General features: G+C 71.4%; 24 protein-coding genes and 1 riboswitch. Of the genes, 9 read left to right on the top strand and 15 right to left on the bottom strand.

Annotated features, from left to right (window positions below):
- Window positions 1-31: 31 nt before the first annotated feature.
- Window positions 32-985: a hypothetical protein gene (locus OG580_RS17085; protein ID WP_267044541.1), complete on the top strand. Its 954-nt coding sequence runs from the start codon at window positions 32-34 to the stop codon at window positions 983-985.
- 2 nt (window positions 986-987) lie between these two features.
- Window positions 988-1,344 (top strand): GntR family transcriptional regulator, encoded by a 357-nt coding sequence (locus OG580_RS17080; RefSeq protein WP_267044540.1) that lies wholly within the window; start codon window positions 988-990, stop codon window positions 1,342-1,344.
- A 140-nt stretch (window positions 1,345-1,484) separates the two neighbouring features.
- Here OG580_RS17080 and OG580_RS17075 read toward each other — a convergent pair whose 3' ends face one another.
- Entirely contained in the window at window positions 1,485-2,081 is a 597-nt protein-coding gene (locus OG580_RS17075; RefSeq protein WP_267044539.1) for a histidine phosphatase family protein, read from the bottom strand.
- A 107-nt stretch (window positions 2,082-2,188) separates the two neighbouring features.
- A riboswitch (cobalamin riboswitch) is annotated at window positions 2,189-2,264 on the top strand.
- 59 nt (window positions 2,265-2,323) lie between these two features.
- Here OG580_RS17075 and OG580_RS17070 point away from each other — a divergent pair.
- The 3 genes from OG580_RS17070 (at window position 2,324) to OG580_RS17060 (ending at window position 4,909) form a co-directional block, all read left to right on the top strand.
- The gene (locus tag OG580_RS17070; protein WP_024755781.1) at window positions 2,324-2,551 is read left to right on the top strand and encodes a CbtB-domain containing protein; all 228 of its coding nucleotides are present in this window, start codon (window positions 2,324-2,326) and stop codon (window positions 2,549-2,551) included.
- Between the two features lie 23 nt (window positions 2,552-2,574).
- Entirely contained in the window at window positions 2,575-3,378 is an 804-nt protein-coding gene (locus OG580_RS17065; RefSeq protein WP_267044538.1) for a CbtA family protein, read from the top strand.
- A 205-nt stretch (window positions 3,379-3,583) separates the two neighbouring features.
- The gene (locus tag OG580_RS17060; RefSeq protein ID WP_267048031.1) at window positions 3,584-4,909 is read left to right on the top strand and encodes a hypothetical protein; all 1,326 of its coding nucleotides are present in this window, start codon (window positions 3,584-3,586) and stop codon (window positions 4,907-4,909) included.
- A 166-nt stretch (window positions 4,910-5,075) separates the two neighbouring features.
- Here OG580_RS17060 and OG580_RS17055 read toward each other — a convergent pair whose 3' ends face one another.
- The 3 genes from OG580_RS17055 to OG580_RS17045 form a co-directional block, all read right to left on the bottom strand.
- A complete protein-coding gene (locus OG580_RS17055; protein WP_267044537.1) occupies window positions 5,076-5,513 on the bottom strand; it encodes a hypothetical protein in 438 nt (145 codons plus the stop codon).
- Window positions 5,510-7,012: an APC family permease gene (locus tag OG580_RS17050; RefSeq protein ID WP_267044536.1), complete on the bottom strand. Its 1,503-nt coding sequence runs from the start codon at window positions 7,010-7,012 to the stop codon at window positions 5,510-5,512. Before OG580_RS17050 ends, OG580_RS17055 begins: the two co-directional genes overlap by 4 nt.
- Window positions 7,013-7,090: 78 nt before the next feature.
- Window positions 7,091-8,050: a GlxA family transcriptional regulator gene (locus OG580_RS17045; protein WP_267048030.1), complete on the bottom strand. Its 960-nt coding sequence runs from the start codon at window positions 8,048-8,050 to the stop codon at window positions 7,091-7,093.
- 184 nt (window positions 8,051-8,234) lie between these two features.
- Here OG580_RS17045 and OG580_RS17040 point away from each other — a divergent pair, with 184 nt between their 5' ends.
- Window positions 8,235-8,834 carry an MBL fold metallo-hydrolase gene (locus OG580_RS17040; protein WP_267044535.1) on the top strand — a complete coding sequence of 200 codons (600 nt, stop codon included), beginning with the start codon at window positions 8,235-8,237 and terminating at the stop codon, window positions 8,832-8,834.
- A 129-nt stretch (window positions 8,835-8,963) separates the two neighbouring features.
- Here OG580_RS17040 and OG580_RS17035 read toward each other — a convergent pair whose 3' ends face one another.
- The 10 genes from OG580_RS17035 to OG580_RS16990 all read right to left on the bottom strand — a co-directional run bounded on the left by OG580_RS17035 (window position 8,964) and on the right by OG580_RS16990 (window position 15,392).
- Window positions 8,964-9,152 (bottom strand): antitoxin, encoded by a 189-nt coding sequence (locus OG580_RS17035; protein ID WP_267044534.1) that lies wholly within the window; start codon window positions 9,150-9,152, stop codon window positions 8,964-8,966.
- 343 nt (window positions 9,153-9,495) lie between these two features.
- On the bottom strand, window positions 9,496-9,699 hold the full coding sequence (locus OG580_RS17030; protein ID WP_031104458.1) for a cold-shock protein: 204 nt from the start codon (window positions 9,697-9,699) through the stop codon (window positions 9,496-9,498).
- A gap of 231 nt (window positions 9,700-9,930) precedes the next feature.
- Window positions 9,931-10,272 (bottom strand): MerR family transcriptional regulator, encoded by a 342-nt coding sequence (locus OG580_RS17025; RefSeq protein ID WP_267044533.1) that lies wholly within the window; start codon window positions 10,270-10,272, stop codon window positions 9,931-9,933.
- 694 nt (window positions 10,273-10,966) lie between these two features.
- On the bottom strand, window positions 10,967-11,278 hold the full coding sequence (locus OG580_RS17020) for an SCO5918 family protein (protein ID WP_267044532.1): 312 nt from the start codon (window positions 11,276-11,278) through the stop codon (window positions 10,967-10,969).
- Between the two features lie 128 nt (window positions 11,279-11,406).
- Complete coding sequence (locus OG580_RS17015) at window positions 11,407-12,951, bottom strand: DEAD/DEAH box helicase (protein ID WP_267044531.1); 1,545 nt, start codon at window positions 12,949-12,951, stop codon at window positions 11,407-11,409.
- A gap of 311 nt (window positions 12,952-13,262) precedes the next feature.
- On the bottom strand, window positions 13,263-13,466 hold the full coding sequence (locus OG580_RS17010; RefSeq protein WP_030939356.1) for a cold-shock protein: 204 nt from the start codon (window positions 13,464-13,466) through the stop codon (window positions 13,263-13,265).
- A 476-nt stretch (window positions 13,467-13,942) separates the two neighbouring features.
- Window positions 13,943-14,215, bottom strand: coding sequence for a hypothetical protein (locus OG580_RS17005; protein WP_267044530.1), 273 nt, complete (start codon window positions 14,213-14,215; stop codon window positions 13,943-13,945).
- Between the two features lie 38 nt (window positions 14,216-14,253).
- Complete coding sequence (locus tag OG580_RS17000) at window positions 14,254-14,538, bottom strand: hypothetical protein (protein ID WP_267044529.1); 285 nt, start codon at window positions 14,536-14,538, stop codon at window positions 14,254-14,256.
- A gap of 85 nt (window positions 14,539-14,623) precedes the next feature.
- Complete coding sequence (locus tag OG580_RS16995; RefSeq protein WP_267044528.1) at window positions 14,624-14,833, bottom strand: hypothetical protein; 210 nt, start codon at window positions 14,831-14,833, stop codon at window positions 14,624-14,626.
- A 4-nt stretch (window positions 14,834-14,837) separates the two neighbouring features.
- A complete protein-coding gene (locus tag OG580_RS16990) occupies window positions 14,838-15,392 on the bottom strand; it encodes a DUF5994 family protein (RefSeq protein WP_267044527.1) in 555 nt (184 codons plus the stop codon).
- Window positions 15,393-15,696: 304 nt separating this feature from the next.
- On the opposite strand from OG580_RS16990, the gene OG580_RS16985 reads away from it, so the two are divergent.
- Genes OG580_RS16985 through OG580_RS16975 form a run of 3 tightly spaced genes read left to right on the top strand, consistent with a single transcriptional unit; the run spans window position 15,697 to window position 16,745 of the window.
- Window positions 15,697-16,191 (top strand): DUF5994 family protein, encoded by a 495-nt coding sequence (locus tag OG580_RS16985; RefSeq protein ID WP_267044526.1) that lies wholly within the window; start codon window positions 15,697-15,699, stop codon window positions 16,189-16,191.
- On the top strand, window positions 16,188-16,544 hold the full coding sequence (locus OG580_RS16980; protein ID WP_267044525.1) for a PRC-barrel domain-containing protein: 357 nt from the start codon (window positions 16,188-16,190) through the stop codon (window positions 16,542-16,544). Before OG580_RS16985 ends, OG580_RS16980 begins: the two co-directional genes overlap by 4 nt.
- Before the next feature lie 30 nt (window positions 16,545-16,574).
- Window positions 16,575-16,745, top strand: a complete 171-nt coding sequence (locus tag OG580_RS16975; protein WP_267044524.1) for a hypothetical protein — start codon at window positions 16,575-16,577, stop codon at window positions 16,743-16,745.
- A gap of 170 nt (window positions 16,746-16,915) precedes the next feature.
- Here OG580_RS16975 and OG580_RS16970 read toward each other — a convergent pair whose 3' ends face one another.
- Entirely contained in the window at window positions 16,916-18,118 is a 1,203-nt protein-coding gene (locus tag OG580_RS16970) for an NAD(P)/FAD-dependent oxidoreductase (RefSeq protein ID WP_267044523.1), read from the bottom strand.
- Window positions 18,119-18,224: the final 106 nt, after the last annotated feature.

The following is an 18,224-nucleotide window of genomic DNA, read 5'->3' as shown; positions in this document are numbered from 1 at the left end:
GTTCTAGTAGAGTGCGAACAAGGAGGTTTTCATGAACCGTGCCACGCCTCGTCTCCGCGCGCTCGCCGCGCTCCCCTTCGTCCTCGCCCTCGCCGTCCACCTGCTGCTCTTCGCCCGCTGGCGCGACGAGCTGCCCGACGAGCTCGCCACCCACTTCTCGCTCGGGGACGGCGGACAGCCCGACGGCTGGACCGGCGCCACGGCCTACGCCCTCATCAGTACGGGCCTGCTCCTCGGCCTCGCGGCCGGCTGGACCGCCTTCGTCCGCCGCGGCTTCCTGTGGGCGGCCTGGGCCACCGCGGGCTTCGCCGGCGGGCTCCTGGTCCAGCTCCTCCGTGCCAACCGCGTCGACGAGTTCGAGGTACAGGTCTTCTCGCCCGGCATGGACCTCGGCGTGGCCCTGGCGGCGGCGGCCGTGTCCGGCGCCGCCGGCTGGGTGCTCACCTCGCTCGTCCCCGCGGAGGCGCCGGCGGCCCGCCCCGACCCCGCCGACGACCCGCGGCTCCCGCTCGGCGCGGGGGAGGCCGCCGGCTGGTCCCGCGACACCGGCTCCCGGACGCTGACGGCCCTCGCGGTGCTCGCCCTCGTCGCCGCCCCGGTCGTCCTGCTCCTCGCCCCCTGGCCCGGCGCCCTCCTCGGCCTGCTCGGCCTCGTCATCGGGGTGCCGGGGCTCGCCCTCGCCCGGGTCAGGGTCACCGTCGACCGGCACGGCCTCACCGTCCGCTCCGCCCTCGTGCCCCGCCCCCGCGTCCGGGTCCCGCTCGACGGGGTCGCGGGCGCGAGCGTCCGCGAGATCGACGCCGTCGCCGACTTCGGCGGCTGGGGCTACCGGGTCCGGGCCCACCGGACGGGCGTGGTGCTGCGCTCCGGCGAGGCCCTCGTCGTACGGCGGGACAGCGGGCGCGAGTTCGCGGTGACCGTGCCCGACGCGCGGACCGCCGCCGCCCTCCTGAACGCGCTGGCCGAGCGGCATGGGAAGGTCTGACCGTGCTCTTCCGCGTCGACCCGGCCTCCTCCCTCCCCCTCGGCGACCAGATCGCCGCCTGCGTCCGCGGGGCGCTCGCCGACGGCTCCGCCGAGCCCGGCGAACGCCTTCCGGCCGCCCGGGAGCTCGCCGACTCCCTCGGCGTCAACGTCCACACCGTCCTCCGCGGCTATCAGCGGCTCCGCGAGGAGGGCCTCATCGAACTCCGCCGGGGCCGCGGCGCCGTCATCGTCCCCGGCGTCGCCGCCCCCGACCGCGCCCGGCTGGTCTCCCGGCTGCGCGAGGCGGCGGCGGAGGCCCGCGAACTGGGCCTGACGGAGACGGAGTTCCTGGAGCTGGCGCGTACGAGCCTGACGTAGTCCGTACGAGCCTGACGTGGTCCGTACGAGCCTGACGTGGTCCGTACGAGCTGACGTAGTCCGTACGAGCTGACGTAGTCCGTGCGAGCCTGACGGGTCCGTGCGAGCCGGCGTAGGCGCGTGCGGGCCCGGCGGCCCTCTCAGTCGAGCCGGGACCCGATGACGACGTTCCAGCGGCCGGAGCGGCCCGAGAGGGCGACGCGCGACAGGGGGCGCACGTCGAGCCGCCAGAAGGCCGCCCCGGGCGCGCCGAGGGCGTGCGCGACGGCCGCCCGGATCACGTCCGGCTCGGCGACGGCCCAGACGGTGCCCGGTTCCAGGGCGTCCACCCAGCCGGCGACCCGGTCCCACAGGGACCGCAGGGCCTCGCCGCCGTGCGGGACGGCGTCCGGGTCGGCGAGCCAGGCGGCCACCGACTCCGGCTCCTCGGTGGCGAGTTCGTCCAGCCGTCGCCCACGCCACCGGCCCATCGCGCAGCCCGCGAGGGCCGCCACGTCCTCGGCCTCCGGCAGGCCGAGGAGTCCGGCCGTGCTCCGGCAGCGGACGGACGGCGAGACGAACACCCGGGCCGTCCGTCCGAGGCGCACGGGCTCGGTCCGCCCCGGCTCCGACTCCCCCGGCTTCACCGGGGAGTCGTCGTCGAAGCGGCCTTCGAGCAGGGCCGCGTTCACGGCGGGGGCGACCAGGACGAGCCGTACGGTCCGTTCCGGAGTCCGTTCCGGTGCAGGCGTGTTCACGGGTGATTCATCCCTCAGTGTTCGGTCGGCCGCCCATGCGCTCTTCCCGCGGCGCGGTCCGCGCGGTACGGTCACGGCGACAATTCCACAACCGACGACGGCGAGACGGAAGTCCGGTGCAAAACCGGCACGGTCGCGCCACTGTGAGCCACCCCGGCATCCCCGGGACCCGGCGAGTCAGACCCGACGACCGTCGTCGCGCACCACCGTAATGGGACGCGAGTTCCCGAGGAGGTTCCGCCATGGCCGAGGCCGTCGCCCCGTCTGCCATCCCCACCACCCCTGTCGCGCTGCCGGTTTCCCTGCCGGTCCGCACCGTGCTGCCCTGGGCGCTGTTCGCCGGGCTGCTGGCGCTGGTCGCGCTCTACTTCGTCGGCGCCGAGCAGGGCGCCCTCTCCGTCTTCGCGGGCAGTGACGTGCACGAGTGGGTGCACGACGGTCGTCACCTGCTCGGCTTCCCCTGCCACTGACCGCGGTAGAGGAGCTCACGCACATGTACGACACGTCGTCCTCCACTGTGAGGAGACTGCTGGTCCGCGGCATGCTCGCGGGCCTGATCGCCGGACTGTTCGCCTTCGCCGTCGCGTACGTCGTCGGTGAACCGTCCGTCGACGCCTCGATCGCCGTCGAGGAGGCCGCCGCACAGGCCGAGCACGCGGGCCACGGGACCGGGCACGAGGCTGCCGCGGCGGAGGAAGAGGAGGAGCTCGTCAGCCGGGACGTCCAGTCCACGGCGGGCCTGGCCACCGGCGTCCTCGTCTACGGCGTCGCGCTCGGCGGCATCGCCTCCCTCGCGTTCGCCTTCGTCCTGGGACGAGTCGGCCGGTTCTCCCCGAAGGCGACCGCCGCGCTCGTCGCGGCCGCCGCGTTCACGACCGTCTACCTCGTCCCGTTCCTGAAGTACCCGGCGACCCCGCCGGCCGTCGGCAACCCGGACACCATCGGGCAGCGCACCACGCTCTTCTTCCTGATGATCCTGCTGAGCGTGCTGCTCGGCGTCGCCGCCGTCGTCGCGGGCCGCCGGCTCGCGCCGCGCCTGGGGAACTGGAACGCGACCCTCGTCGCCGGGGCGGGCTTCGTCGCCGCCGTCGCGGTGGCCTGCGCGTTCCTGCCGGGCAACGACGACGCCGTGCAGGCCGGCTTCCCGGCCGCCGTGCTGTGGGAGTTCCGCCTGGCCACCCTCGGGATCCAGGCGATCCTGTGGGCGGTGTTCGCGATCGCCTTCGGACACCTGGCCCAGCGGCTCCTCGCCCCGGCCGCGCCCCGCGCCGCCACCGCGGAGCCGGTCCCGGCCTGAGGCACCCGTACGAGACGCGGAGCGCGGCGCCCCTCCCCGGGACGCCGCGCTCCGCGCTTCGTGGACCGTGCTCCGTACGCCGTGCTTCGTAGACCCCGCTCCGCGCGACAAAGCCATCCGCCCCACGGAGAATTGCCCCGACTTGTCTGTCTGTGCGATCTCATCGTGAGGAGAGGGTGCCGTGGACGCCAAGGACGCCAGGGACATGGATGCGGGCGGTGACGATCTGGCGGTGCTCCGGGCCCGGATCGCCGCCCTGGAGGCGAGTGCGGAGGTGCCCAGGCCACCCCGTCACCGCCTCCGCTCGTTCTGCGCCGCCCTGCTCATCGTCATCGGATGCATCCTGACGCCGCTCGGCATCATCGCCTCCTGGACCTCGGACATCGTCGGCGACACCGACCGGTACGTGGAGACGGTGACCCCGCTCGCCGCCGACCCGGCCGTCCAGGACGCCGTCGCGACCCGGGTGACCGGCGCCGTCATGGAGCACATCGACCTGACCTCCCTCCTGGAGGGCGTGGCGCCGGAGCAGCGGCCGCTCCTGGAGAAGGCCCTCGGCAAGCTGGGGAACTCCCTGGAGGGCGCGGTCAGCAGCTTCGTCCACGACCGGGCACAGGACGTCGTGGCCTCCCCGGCCTTCCAGACGATCTGGACCGACGCCAACCGGGCGATCCACACCTCCCTCGACCGTGCCCTGACCGGCAGCGACGACGGCGCCGTGCAGATCAACACGGACACCGTGACGATCGACCTGGCGCCCGTGATCGACCGGGTGAAGGAACGTCTCGTCGACGCGGGCCTGACGGTCGCGGGGAACATCCCCGAGGTCCACACCGACTTCACGGTGCTCAAGGCCGACGACATCGGCAAGGTGAAGACCGGCTTCTCCCTGCTCCAGGTGATGGGCGTGTGGCTGCCGGTGATCTCGGTGCTGCTGGTCGCCGGTGGTGTCCTGCTGGCCGCCCACAGGCGCCGGAGCCTGATCGCCGGGACCCTCGGCATCGCGGTGGCGGCCCTGTTCCTCGGTGTCGCCCTCACCGTCTTCCGTACGGTCTATCTCAACGCCCTGCCGTCCGGGGTCTCCCCGGCCGCCGCCGGGGCCGTCTACGACACGCTGGTCCGCTACCTCCGGACCTCGGTACGGGTCTTCGTGACCCTCGGCGTGCTGATCGCCCTCGCCGCCTGGCTCTCGGGACCGAGCCGCCCGGCGACCCTGGTCCGGGGCCTCTGGGACTCGGGCATCTCCGCGACCCGCGCCACCGCGGACCGCGCGGGGATGCGTACGGGGCCGGTGGGGCCGTTCGTCCGCCGGTACCGCACCTGGATCACCTGGATCCTCGTCGCGGCGGCCGCCCTGGCCTGCGTCTTCTGGCCGCACCCCACGGGCTGGGTCATCGTGGGCATCGCCCTCGGTCTGCTCTTCGCGCTCGCGGTGCTGGCCTTCCTGGCGGAAGAGACGGGCGAGACGCACGAGCCCCACAACAAGCCACCCGAGCCGCACGAGATCGACGAGGGCCACACGGCCCACTAGACCCACTAGACCCACCAGACCCACCAGACCCACCAGACCCACCAGACAGACCTGCCAGCCACCAGACTCACCTGCCAGACCCACCAGACCCACACGATGAGGGGGCCTCCGCGGAGGCCCCCTCATCGTGCTTGTTCGTGCTGCTGCTGCGGGACGAGCGGGCGTGTCAGCGCCGTACGGTGTCGTCCGTCTTCAGGTCGTCCAGGGCCTCGTCGAATTCGTCGAGCTGGTCCGGGCAGTAGACCTGCAGCACGATCCGCTCGGCCTCGACGGCCTTGGAGTCGGAGATGACGGGCCGCATGCCGGGGCCGGTGGCGCCGTTGGACTGCTGGATCTTCCAGAGCGCGGTCTTCAGGGCGTTGCCCGGCTCCTCGCAGACCTGGCCGCCGTCCGTGCCGAGCAGTCGCTCGATCGTGTCGGTGTCGGGGGAGGGGTAGCCGGCCTTCACCAGCTCCTCCTGGAGCTCGTTGGCCTTGGACTGCGTCTGGTTGTTCGTCCGTACGGCCGCGTACTGGATGAGGCCGGTGACCATGAGGCCGACGAGGAGCACGATCGCGCCCCAGTAGACCCACTTGTGTTCGGAGGCGAAACGGGTGGGGCTCATGACCGGTCTCCCTCGGTCGACGGGCCGGACGGGCCGGACGAGCCGGACGGGTCGGAATCCGCGGCGGCGGTACGCCAGCTCGGCTTGCGGAACTTCAGGAAGGCCCAGGGGACGAGGAACCCGAGGACGAGCAGGCCGCTGGCGATGAAGAGGGCGTACGCCCAGACGCTGCCGCCGCCGAACTGGGACGGCGGTACGAAGCCGATGGCGAGAGCCGCGAGCGAGGCGAGCAGGCCGACCGTGCAGATCAGTCCGAGGGCGGGTGCCCGGTAGCCGCGCGGATGGTCGGGCTGGGTCTTCCGCAGCCGCATCGCGGCGGCGAACATCAGCAGGTAGACGATGAGATAGACCTGCGTGGTGATGGTGGAGAAGATCCAGTAGACGCTCGACACGTTGGGGATGAGCGCGTACATCAGGGCGATGATCGAGGTCACGACGCCCTGGGTGACCAGGATGTTCTGCTGGACGCCGAACTTGTTGAGCTGCTGCAGGAACGGCGGCAGGTAGCCCTCGTGGCGGGAGATCTCCAGGAGGCCCTTGGACGGCCCGGCGAGCCAGGTGAGCATGCCGGCCAGGGACGCGGAGATCAGCATGACGGCGGCGATCGGGGTCATCCAGCCGATGTTGAAGTACGAGAAGAAGGCGTCGAAGGCCTGCATGACACCGGCGGTGAGGCTGAGCTGGTCCGCGGGGACGACCCAGCTGATCGCGAGCGCGGGCAGGATGAAGATCAGCAGCACCAGGCACACGGCCAGGAACATCGACTTCGGGTACTCCTTCCCCGGGTTCTTCAGCGAGGAGACGTGGACCGCGTTCATCTCCATGCCGGAGTACGAGAGGAAGTTGTTGACGATCAGGACGAGGCTGGCGAGTCCCGTCCACTGCGGCAGCAGATGGTCGGCGTTCATGGGGGCGGCCGACGGGTTGCCCTGGCCCAGGAAGACCATGCCGAGGACGACGAGGATCGTGCCGGGTACGAGCGTGCCGATGATCAGGCCCCAACTGGACAGTCCGGCGAGGGCCTTCGTCCCGCGTGAGGAGACCCAGACGCCGGTCCAGTACAGGACCATGATGACGATCGCGGTGTAGACGCCGTTGGAGGCCAGGGATGGGTCGATGACGTACGCGATCGTGGAGGCCACGAAGGCCAGCAGGCTCGGGTAGTAGAAGATCGTCATCGCGAACTGGCACCAGACCGCGAGGAATCCGAGCGGCTTGGACAGCCCCTCGGAGACCCAGCGGTAGACGCCGCCGTTCCAGCCGGAGGCCAGCTCGGCGGAGACCAGCGCCGTCGGCAGCAGGAACACGACGGCTGGGACGAGGTAGAGGAAGACGCAGGCCAGGCCGTAGATGGCCATGGTGGGCGCGGCTCGCAGGCTCGCCACCGAGGCGGTCGTCATCAGGGCGAGTGTCACCCAGGTCATGGTGGTGGGCGCGGCGGGCTTCGCCACCGCCGCACGGGGTCTGGGCACTTCGGCCGGGGTGTCGAGGCTGCTCATGGGTGCTCCCGTCGGTCACACGATCACCCCAGGCTCGATCGGGCCGTGGGGCTCGGCAACCGGAGGAACCCGTACGGGCTAGGGGGCGTCCGGCTTCTTCGGCGTGTCGTCCCTCGGGCGGGCTTCGGGCCCGTCGAGACGGGTGAAGGAGCGGCGGTAGGAGCGGGGCGGCACGCCCCGGCGGCGGACGAAGCGGGCGCGGAGGACGGCCGCGCTGCCGAAGCCGACCGCGCGGGCGATCTCCTCGACCGGGAGGTCCGTCGTCTCCAGGAGTTCCTCGGCGCGGCTGAGGCGCAGCCCGAGCAGCCAGGCGTGCGGGGTGGTACCGGTCGAGGCGGCGAAGCGGCGGGCGAAGGAGCGCCGGCTCATCAGCGCCCGGCGCGCCAACTCGGCGACGGGCAGCGGCTCGTCCAGATGCTCCCGGGCCCAGGCGAGGACCTCGGCCAGCCGCTCGTCCTGGCTGTCCTCGGGTACGGGGGTGGCCAGGTACTGGGCCTGCCCGCCGTCCCGGTGGGAGGGGAGCACCAGGTCCCGGGCGATGGCGTTGGCCGTGGTGGCGCCGTACTCGCGCCGCAGGAGGTGCAGGCACAGGTCGAAGCCGGCGGCGGCGCCCGCACCGGTGGCGATGCTGCCCTCGTCGACGTACAGGGCGTCGGGGTCGACGGTGACGTCCGGGTGGCGTTCGGCCAGGAGCCCGGCGAACCGCCAGTGGGTGGTGGCGCGGCGCCCGTCGAGCAGTCCGGCGGCGGCGAGCGCGAACGCGCCGACGCAGTGCGCCGCGACCAGGGCGCCGCGCCCGTGGGCGGCGGTCAGCGCGTCGAGTACGGCGGGCGCCGGGGACGTACGGAAGTCGGCCCAGGGCAGGGCGATGACGAGGTCGGCGGAGGCCAGCCGGTCGAGGCCGTGCTCGACGACGAGGGGCAGTCCGACGTCGGTTCGGACCCGGCCGGGCCGGTCGGTGCAGAGGGCGAAGTCGAAGAGAGGCAGGCCCTGGCCGCGGGCGTCGAACACCTCGGAGACGATGCCGGCGCCGAGCATGCCGACTCCGTGCGGGGCGTAGGCGGCGACGGTCACGAAGGGCGGCACGGGAGGAGTGTGGCACGGAGCGCCGGTGGGACCCGGCGCGATGCACGCGATCGGAGAGGGCGCGATGGCACGATTCACGCGATCGGTGGCAGTGCGGCCACTCGTGGGCGGGCAGGCGAAAGCGAAGACTTGGGGCATGGACAACGACGACGCACCGCGCACCCGCACCGCCGGCTACACGATCCTGACCACCGGCTACACCCTCTCGACCGGCCCTGGGGTCGCCGCCACCGTCTCGTACGTGCACGACGGCGACCGGCATGTGATCGTCGACCCGGGCATGGTGGCCGGCCGTGACCGGATCCTCGGCCCGCTGGCCGAACTGGGCCTCGGCCCGGACGACATCACCGACGTGGTGCTCAGCCACCACCACCCGGACAACACCATGAACGTGGGCCTCTTCGGCCACGCGCGCGTCCACGACCACAAGGCGATCTACGAGAACGACCAGTGGACGGACCGGGACGCCGAGGGCCACGAACTCACGCCGTCGCTCCGCCTGATCCGGACGCCGGGGCACAGCCGCGAGGACATCACGCTGCTCGCCGGCACGGAGTCGGGCGTCGTCGCCTTCGTGGGCGATCTCTGGTGGCGTCCCAACGGCCCGGTCGACGACCCGGTCGCCCCGGACCACGCGGTCCTGCGGGACTCCCGGCTCCGGGTGCTCGCCGCCGCGGACGTGATCGTCCCCGGCCACGGCCCGGCGTTCCCGGCGGACGACACGGCACCGCGGTAGGGCCTGTCCGGCGGATCATGGCCGGGGGGAGTCCTGGGCAACGCCCGAGGCCCCGGGGGGGCGTCCTGGGCAACGCCCGAGGCCCCGGGGTGCAACCCCCGGGGCCTCGTCGGTCGTTCGGTGGGAGGGCTACTCCTTGGCGGGCGGCTGCTCCTGCGTACCCAGCTGCTCGTTGATCTTCTGCTGGGCCGTATCGACCTGGCTCTGGTACTTGTTGCCCGTCTTGGCGTCGACGGCGTCACCGGCCTTCTCGACACCTTGACGTGCGGTGTCCTCATGGCCCTTGAGCATGCCCTTGAGCTTGTCGAGCATGGACATCAGTGGTCCTCCTCACGAAAAGCCGACGTCCCCAGCATCCCGGGCATCCGGAGGTTCCGCATCCGGAGCCTCGACGGGCCCCGGGGGGTCCGCGACGTCATGGATCAGGCCTCCGAAAGCCCCCGAGGATCTCGCGGGCCCGCAGGCCGGCCTGGAAGCGGGACCGGGCGTCCAGGGCGGTCATCAGGGCGGCGACCCGGCGCCGATAGGTGCGCAGGGACATCCCGAGGAATTCCGAGAAGGGGCGGCGGGGCGTGGGGAGTACGCGACTCCGGGAGAGGTCCGGACGACGACGAAGCCCCAGGTCGTCGACCTGGGGCTTCGTTCCGTGCGGTGGAGCGGGTCAGGCGACGTTGATGTTCTCCGCCTGGGGGCCCTTCTGGCCCTGCGTGACGTCGAACGTCACGGCCTGGCCCTCCTGGAGCTCACGAAAGCCCGTGGAGTTGATCGCCGAGTAGTGGGCGAAGACGTCCGGGCCGCCACCGTCCTGGGCGATGAAGCCGAAGCCCTTCTCCGCGTTGAACCACTTCACAGTTCCCGTAGCCATGTCTCATGCCTTCCAGTCGATGAACGCCGCCCACTCCATGTGGGAGGCGGAGGTGGTCGCCCTGGTCCCTGCGGCACAGCACAGCAAAAAACCCACGCCGAAGGCATGGGCAGGGGAACTTCCGAACCACGACAGCTAACGGGGACGCTACACGTCAGTACACCGTGTCACCAGAGGAAACGCCTGTATGTGTGCGCGAGGCCCGCCGGTGTCCGGCGGGCGCGCACCGTCTCAGTCGCTTCCGGGCGCCGTTCCGGGGGACTCGGCGGCGCGGCGGTATTCGGCGTTGATGCGCTGGGCTTCCTCGAGTTGGTCTTCGAGGATGATGATGCGGCACGCGGCCTCGATGGGGGTGCCCTGGTCGACGAGTTCCCGGGCGCGGGCGGCGATGCGCAGCTGGTAGCGGGAGTAGCGGCGGTGGCCGCCCTCGGAGCGCAGGGGTGTGATGAGGCGGGCTTCTCCGATGGCGCGGAGGAAACCCTGGGTGGTGCCGAGCATTTCGGCGGCCCTGCCCATCGTGAAGGCGGGGTAGTCGTCGTCGTCGAGACGGCCGTACGAGTCGTCTGCTGTCATTGCACCTCTCTCGTGGAACGCGTTGAGGGGCCCTGGTGCCGTACGGCACCAGGGCCCCGAAGGAACTACTACACCACCTGCCGGCGCTGATAATGCGCGGGCCCTCTGTATCCGCAGACCCGACCTTGACGCTGTCGGGAGTGCGGGGATCGCGGTTGCTTGACCGGAGACCACCTCACTATCGATGTCCTGCGGTACCCGGACTCACGACTTCCGTCCGGGCGATCCTGATGGCGCTGGTTCCTCCGTTCTTCCCTCGGTGATCACCTACTTGTCATGGGGCCCCTGATCACTGCGGGCCCCCGGTCCGGCCGTCAGTTCCGTCGCCGTCCTGCACAACCCTGGCTTCGAGACTCCACCGCCGTACCGTCCTGCCTACTGCAACCACATGTACCGCCGACCGGCAGTTCATCTCTGCCAGGTCTTGCTGTCTCTCTGGGCTACGAGAGAAACCATAATCAGGTCACCACCCAATGTCTACTCTGGCCGCCATAGATTTTCGCGTGTTCGGCAGTGAGGTAATCGATCTCGAACAGTGACGCCGGTGGCACGCGGAAGGGCCCGACCGGCGTGTGCCGGTCGGGCCCTTCTGGTGGTTCGGGCGTCAGCTCGCGTTGCCCTCGATGCGACGGTCGTACGTCAGACGGTCGTGCGTCAGACGGCCAGGCGGCCAGACGGCCAGGCGGTCGTACGGTCAGACGGCCGTCGGGGTGCCGAGCAGCGCGGAGGCGTTCTGCAGCGGGTCGACGGCGCGAGCGGGCGCCGCGGTCTCGGGGAGGCCGCGGCAGGTGAAGCCGAGCCGGGTCATGGCCCGGACGACTTCACCGGCGGTGAAATCGCGGCGGTCCTGGCGGGTGACGACCTGGCCGACCTGCTTGACGGGGTAGGTGCGGCGGCCGATGATCACGGACTCGCCGACGACCTCTTCGGGCTTGACGCCCTTCATGGCGTCCAGGACACCAGTCTTGGTGAGCTCGAACGGGAAACGGGCGATGACACAGCGCACGATGCCTCACAAGGGGAAGAAGGGGATGATGCCGCCGGGGCGAAACGGTTCAGCGGGCCAGGGCAAGGGTGAGGACGCCTGGACCGCAGTCCTGCTCGTTCACGAGATCGCGTCCGGATCACGCGACGTCAGGCAGCGGTCGCGGTCTGACGCCGATCGCCGCGCCTGGCAGTCGAAGCGGCGCTGCGCCGGCCGCGGCCGGTCGCGCGCTTGCGCGGCTCGGCAGGCGGCGCGGCGATCGTCACGGGGATGCCGGAAGGGGCCTGGGCGCCGGTGATCCTGCGCAGCGCCTCCTCGCCGGAGCGGACCTGGGTGGTCTGGGGCACGATGCCGGCGGCGGCCATGAGGCGGGTCATGTCGCGGCGCTGGTTGGGGGTGACCAGGGTGACGACGCTGCCGGACTCGCCCGCCCGCGCGGTACGGCCGCCGCGGTGCAGGTAGTCCTTGTGGTCGGTCGGCGGGTCCACGTTGACGACGAGGTCGAGGTTGTCGACGTGGATGCCACGCGCCGCGACGTTCGTGGCGACCAGGACGGTGACGTGCCCGGTCTTGAACTGGGCGAGGGTGCGGGTGCGCTGCGGCTGCGACTTCCCGCCGTGCAGGGCGGCGGCCCGTACACCGCTGTGGAGGAGGTCCTGGGTGAGGCGGTCCACGGCGTGCTTGGTGTCCAGGAACATGATCACCCGGCCCTCGCGCGCCGCGATCTCCGTGGTCGTCCGGTGCTTGTCGGTGCCGTGCACGTGCAGGACGTGGTGCTCCATCGTGGTGACCGCGCCCTGGGACGGGTCCACGGAGTGGACGACGGGGTCGGTGAGGTAGCGGCGGACCAGGAGGTCGACGTTGCGGTCCAGGGTCGCCGAGAACAGCATGCGCTGGCCCTCGGGGCGGACCTGGTCGAGGAGCGCGGTGACCTGCGGCATGAAGCCCATGTCGGCCATCTGGTCGGCCTCGTCCAGGACGGTGATCGCGACCTGGTTCAGCCGGCAGTCGCCGCGGTCGATGAGGTCCTTGAGGCGGCCGGGGGTGGCCACGACGACCTCGGCGCCACCACGCAGCGCACTCGCCTGCCTGCCGATCGACATCCCGCCGACGACGGTGGCGAGGCGCAGCTTCACGGCGCGGGCGTAGGGGGTGAGGGCATCGGTGACCTGCTGGGCGAGTTCCCGGGTGGGGACCAGGACCAGGGCCAGCGGCTGACGGGGCTCGGCGCGCTGTCCGGCGGTACGGGCCAGCAGGGCCAGGCCGAAGGCGAGGGTCTTGCCGGAGCCGGTCCGGCCGCGGCCCAGGACGTCACGGCCCGCCAGGGAGTTCGGCAGCGTCGCGCCCTGGATGGGGAACGGCACGGACACGCCCTGCGCGGTGAGTGCCGCCAGGATCTCCCTGGGCATGTCGAGGTCGGCGAACGCCTCGACGGCGGGCAGCGCCGGAGTCGTCGTCTTCGGCAGGGCGAACTCGCCCTGCACCGCGGCGGGCCGCCTGCCGTGGCCGCCCGAGCGCTTCCCGCCGCCCGAGCCGTTCTGACCGCCGCCCGAGCCGTTCTGACCGCCCGAGCGGTTCTGGGCGGGCGAGCCGAAGCGGCTGCCGCGGCCCGAACCGGCGGCGGAGCCGAACGCGGGGGCGCCGGTGCGGCGACGGGCGCCGGAGGAGCGGCTGTTCGTACGTGTGGGGTTCATTCAGAACCTTCCTCGATGCGGCGCGTGTCGAGGAATTCCGCACTCCGGCAGCGAATGAGCCGCTGGAGGGAATCACAGGAACGGGCCGGACGGAATTCAAAACCGAACTTGGTCGACGGGAAATCCGTGGCGACGCAAGCGGAAACAGGTGATGCCCCGTGGAAGTGAATCCGGCGCATCGACGGGTGCGGCTCGGTGGAGGCCGTGTCCCTGGGAGATCCATTCCGCAGGTGGAACCACTGCGGAAAAACGTATAGCTGAGGCCCGCACCCCTAGGGATGCGGGCCCCAGCTACGAACTACGCGTCAGCTTTAGGCGGGAACGATGTTCTCGGCCGTCGGGCCCTTCTGGCCCTGCGCGATGTCGAAGGAGACCTTCTGGCCCTCCTGGAGCTCGCGGAAGCCCTGGGCGGCGATGTTCGAGTAGTGGGCGAACACGTCAGGGCCGCCACCGTCCTGCTCGATGAAGCCGAAGCCCTTTTCCGCGTTGAACCACTTCACGGTGCCAGTAGCCATGTCATATCTCCTTTGGGCAGTACACCGACCTCCGTACTTTACGGACGCCGTGTCGCCGCGATGATGCCCTGCCCGGAAAATGACCGGAAATGCGAAGCGCTCCCTGCGGCGCGGAGGCCGGTCGGAGGCGCTTGAAGCTTGGGGTACCAAAACTGCAACTGAGTTCAACAGTAGCACGCCACCGTGTCTCGTGTGCGGCAAATATTTCTCCCTGCGTGTTTACTGCAAAAACTCTCACAGGGAGGGCCGTCAAATTCTCAGACCGCGAACACAGGTATTCACTCACCCCGAGCACAGCGTTTCGGTGGCGGTCGTCACAACGGCCCCGGCGCATTCACTCCGTCGGGGCCGCCCTTCCGGATCGCCACACGTGAGCGTGCTCGATCCACGTCCAATTGTACGACTTTGGGCCGGAACGGCTGGGTGGAGAGCGGGTCATCGGGCCATCGGGTGGTCCGGCCATCGGGCGGTCCGGCTCAGCCGCGTGCTTCCTCTTCGGCCTCCATGCGGCGGATTCCCTGGTGGGTCAGGGAGACCATCGCGGGGGTGTTGCCCGGTTCCCAGTCGACGGTGATCAGTTCCTCGCCGGCGAGGTAGGTGCAGGCGGCGGCCAGGTCCTCCTCCGGGATGCGGAGGTCGTTCCGCAGCTTCCGCCCCGGGACTCCGAGGAGGCGGTTGCCTTCGGTGGCTTCGTAGAGGGCGGTCAGGACCCGTTCGCGGTAGACCTGTCGCTCGGTGAGTGTCGCCATGGCCGGGTCCTTCGGTTCATGCGCGGGTCCGATGCCTCTCAGACCTCGTCGACGTGGGTGCCGGTGCGCGTGGACGGTCTGCTGGTGGTGAGCCAGGAGTGGGCGGGTTCCGACGCGGTTTCGGTGTCGACGGTGAGGTGGAGCCGGGTGCCGCCTTCGGGGACGGGGTAGCTGCGCTGTTCCGTCCCGGCGAAGGAGCGCCGGATCGCTTCGGCGACCGCGCGGGCTGCTTCGGGGGTGGCGGCGACGATGCGGATCTCGGCGTGTCCGGCCGAGGGCAGGGTCGCGGTGTCGGTGGGGTACAAGGGGCGTGGTCCCTTCATGGATGAGCGAGAGGCCGGCGGGCGGGTTGTCCCGGGTGTCGGGTGCCCCACCCGCGGCCTTCGGTCGGAGGAGTGGTCTGAGGGGTCAGGGCCAGGTGCCCGTGGCCCGGCTACGGGCGGCTCGCCCTGTCGGCGGGTGGGGGCCGTGGCCGGGTGGCCGGACGATGGCCGGGAAGGGGTCGCTGAAGTGGTGGGCCGCGATGCGTGCCTCGTGCTGGGCGTTGAGCCGGTGGATCAGGCTCATGCCGAGCGCGATCAGCAGGACGACTGCCGCGAGAGCGATCAAGGTCTCCATGACGTCACCTCCGCGGCTTCCCGGGCTGCATGATCATCCGAGCCCCGACGACCGGGTGCCGGAGGGGCGGTGGGGCGGACCCGCCGTCGGTCTCCCAGGCGTCCTTGCTGCTGCGGGCGTCCCGCATACGGAGGCCGGTCGCGGTTTCGTCGGACATCAGGGCACCGGCGGTGAGGACGCCGCCGGGGATCGCTGCGGCGGTCATGAGCCGGGCGGCTGCGGCGGGTTCGGTCTCGGGTGGGATCACCAGCAGGTCGCAGCGGCCGACGGTGTAGGAGAGCAGGATCATCTTGTCGGGATCCTGTTCGGTGAACCAGCCCACGTGCACGGTGTGCCCGGTGGCGGGGACCTTGTGCGGGACGGCCGGCCAGTGGGTGGGGTTCACCATGACGCGCGTGATGCGTCCGTACCGCTCGTCCAACGCGTCGACCAGGGCCGGAAGTTCGGCGGTGAGGTCACGTGAAAGAGGCCACCATGCGCCGTCCAGGAGGCCGGCGAGTGTGGTCTTGGGTGTCAGCGACAGGCGCGCCGAAAGCATGGGTGCGAGGGTGGCGGTCATGATCGCGGACCCGTCTCCGGGCCGTCCTGCAGGACGGCCCAGTGTCTCGATCGCCGGAAACGACGTCCGCGTGGGAGCGGGTGTTCGAGTTACTCCCGGTACATTCAGCCTACTCCGCCCCATGGGCCGACGAGTGGTTTCCTATCAGGCGATTTCCGCCAGGGAACGCCACCCGGACGACGGCCGCGGGCGTGAGCGCGGGCGCGCGAAGTCGTGAGCGCGGGCGCGCGGAGTACCGTGAGACCACGGCGGTATCTCGCCGCCCATGAGGTGACGGCGTCCTCGCGCAGGCAGGCGGACCATCATGGCCGAATCCGACACTCCCACCCCTCGGAAGCTCCTTCCGGACGAGATCCACCGAGCGGTGAAGCCCGGCGCGGCCCTGCTCCGGCTGCAGACGACACACTCCCGCGAAGGCGTCCTCGACGGCGCCTGGTGGCCCCGTTCCCGGGACGTCGAGACCGAGTTGCCCGCCCTGATCCAGGCGCTCACCGTGCACCTCGGCCCCATCACCCGGGTCGGCCTGGACACCGATGCCTGGGAGGGGGTCCCGACGCGTGTGGTCGTCGACGACAGGGTCGTACGCCTCGACTCCTTCCCCGTCGGCGACGACACCGTCCTCATCACCCGTGGCGACAACGACCACTTCGCCCTCCTGGTGGTCCCCCCGGACACGGCACCCGACGCGGCACGTGACGCCATGGCCCGCGCGGTCCGCGCCGGCAACGTCGCCCAGTCCGCCGAGATCCTCCTCGCCACGCCTCCCGAACCGGCGGCCGACCGCCAGGGGCCGACATGATCCGGATGGCGGACATCCGGGCGTGGCGAACCCACGACGTGCTGGACACGCGGGGCCACAGGATCGGTGAGCTGGAGGCGATCTACGTCGACACCAGCACCGACGAGCCGGCCATGGCCACGGTCCGGGTCGGCCTGCCCACCCGGCACCGTCTGGTGTTCGTTCCCCTGGACGGTGCGACGGTGGGGCCGGGCTACGTGCAGGTCGCCCATGACAAGGCGCTGGTGAAGCGGTGTCCTTCGGTCGGCACCGACGACGTACTTCCCGCCGGGGACGAGGAGGCGGTCTTCCGGCACTACGACCTCCCCTACCAGCCCGGTGCGAACGGTGAACGGCAGCTGGCCCGCCGCTGAGCCCCGGAACCGAGCGAGGGGGCAGCCCTCATGACGCTCTTCCTGTCCCTGATCATCATCGCGATCGTGCTGGGCATCATCGGTGCCACCGCCGACGGACTGTTCTTCCTGCTGGTCATCGGCATCGTGGTGTTCGTGGCCGACCTCGTCTACCTCGCCCTGCGTCTGCGCCGCTCCGCCCGCCGCCGCCCGGTTCGCTGACCCGGCGCACCGGGTCACGTCGAGGTCGACCGTGGTCAGGTCCGGACGATGAAGAAGGCCCAGGTCGCCGACCTGGGCCTTCTCGGGAGAGCGGATGACGGGAATCGAACCCGCGGCGTAAGAGGCGGCACACCATGGCTGCCGATGGCCGCGGTTCGGCCGTGGCGGGGTCAGGCCGTGGCCTCCACCCGTGCGCGGCTCGGAGTCTCCTGCGGTACGACACGCCGGCGCCGGGTCGGCATGCCCACGGTCGGGTTGGCGGCGCCCCAGGCGGCGCCCTTGCAGATCAGTTCCTTGTAGCGGGCGGCCAGACGGCCGGTCAGGGCGCGCTCGACCGCCTGGTCGTCGGCGGTGACGAACTGGATCAGGCCCTCCTTGCGGCCGAGGGAGATGCACTGCTGGGAGTAACGGATGCCGATGTGCGGGACCTTGGTGCCGGCGAGGCGGGCGGCGATGGCGTCGGCGGCCTGCCAGGCCGTGGGGACGCCCGAGGCGCAGGACATGCGGAGGGGCTTGTCGCCCGGGCCCATCGCCATCGCCGCGTCGCCCACCGCGTACACGTCCGGGTGGGAGGCCGAGCGCATCGTGGCGTCGACCACGATCCGGCCGCCGTCGGCGATCTCCAGGGCGGTGGCCCGGGCGATCGGGTGGACGGCGAAGCCGGTGGTCCAGACCGTGACGTCGGCGGGAATGCCCCGGCCGTCGGCGGTCGTCACGCGGTCCGCCTCCACGGCGTCGACCGCGGCGTGTTCGTGGACCGTGATGCCGAGCCCGTCCACCACCTTGCGCAGGTGGGCGCGGCCCTTCTCGGAGAGCCAGTCACCGAGGGCGCCGTGGGCGGCCAGGGCGACGTCGAGGTCCGGGCGGGCCTCGGCGATCTCGGTCGCGGCCTCCACGCCCGTCAGGCCGCCGCCGACCACGACGACCGGCCGGCCGGCGTCCAGGGCGGCCAGGCGGTCGCGGAGGCGGAGGGCGCCGGGGCGGCTGGAGACCTCGTCGGCGTGCTCGGCGGCGCCGGGGACGCCCCCGTCGTTCCAGCCGCTGCCGAGGGCGTAGACGAGAGTGTCGTACGCCAGCTCCTCCCGCTCGGGGCCGTTCGCGGCGGCGACCGCCACCGTCTTGCGGTCCACGTCCACGGCGGTGACCTTCGCGAGCTTCAGCTCCACGCCCGTGCCCGCGAACATCTCGGCGAACGGGCGGGGCCTGAGGTCCTCGCCGACCGCGAGCTGGTGCAGCCGGACACGCTCGACGAAGTCGGGCTCGGGGTTGACGAGGGTGATGGTGACGTCCTCGCGGTGCAGTCGCTTGGCCAGGCGGCCGGCGGCGATGGCGCCGGTGTAGCCGGCTCCGAGGACGACGATGCGGTGCTGCATGTCCGTGCTCCTGTCTGGGCGGGGCTGCCGTTGTCCGGCGTGGTCTCGCCCCTTGAACCGGACAGCCCCGCGTTCCCTGACAGGATCGAGATGTGACCCGCGTCAC

Source organism: Streptomyces sp. NBC_00094 (assembly GCF_026343125.1).
Lineage (GTDB): Bacteria > Actinomycetota > Actinomycetes > Streptomycetales > Streptomycetaceae > Streptomyces.
The sequence above is the reverse complement of the archived record's forward strand: the minus strand, read 5'-3'. Positions and strand labels throughout refer to the sequence as shown.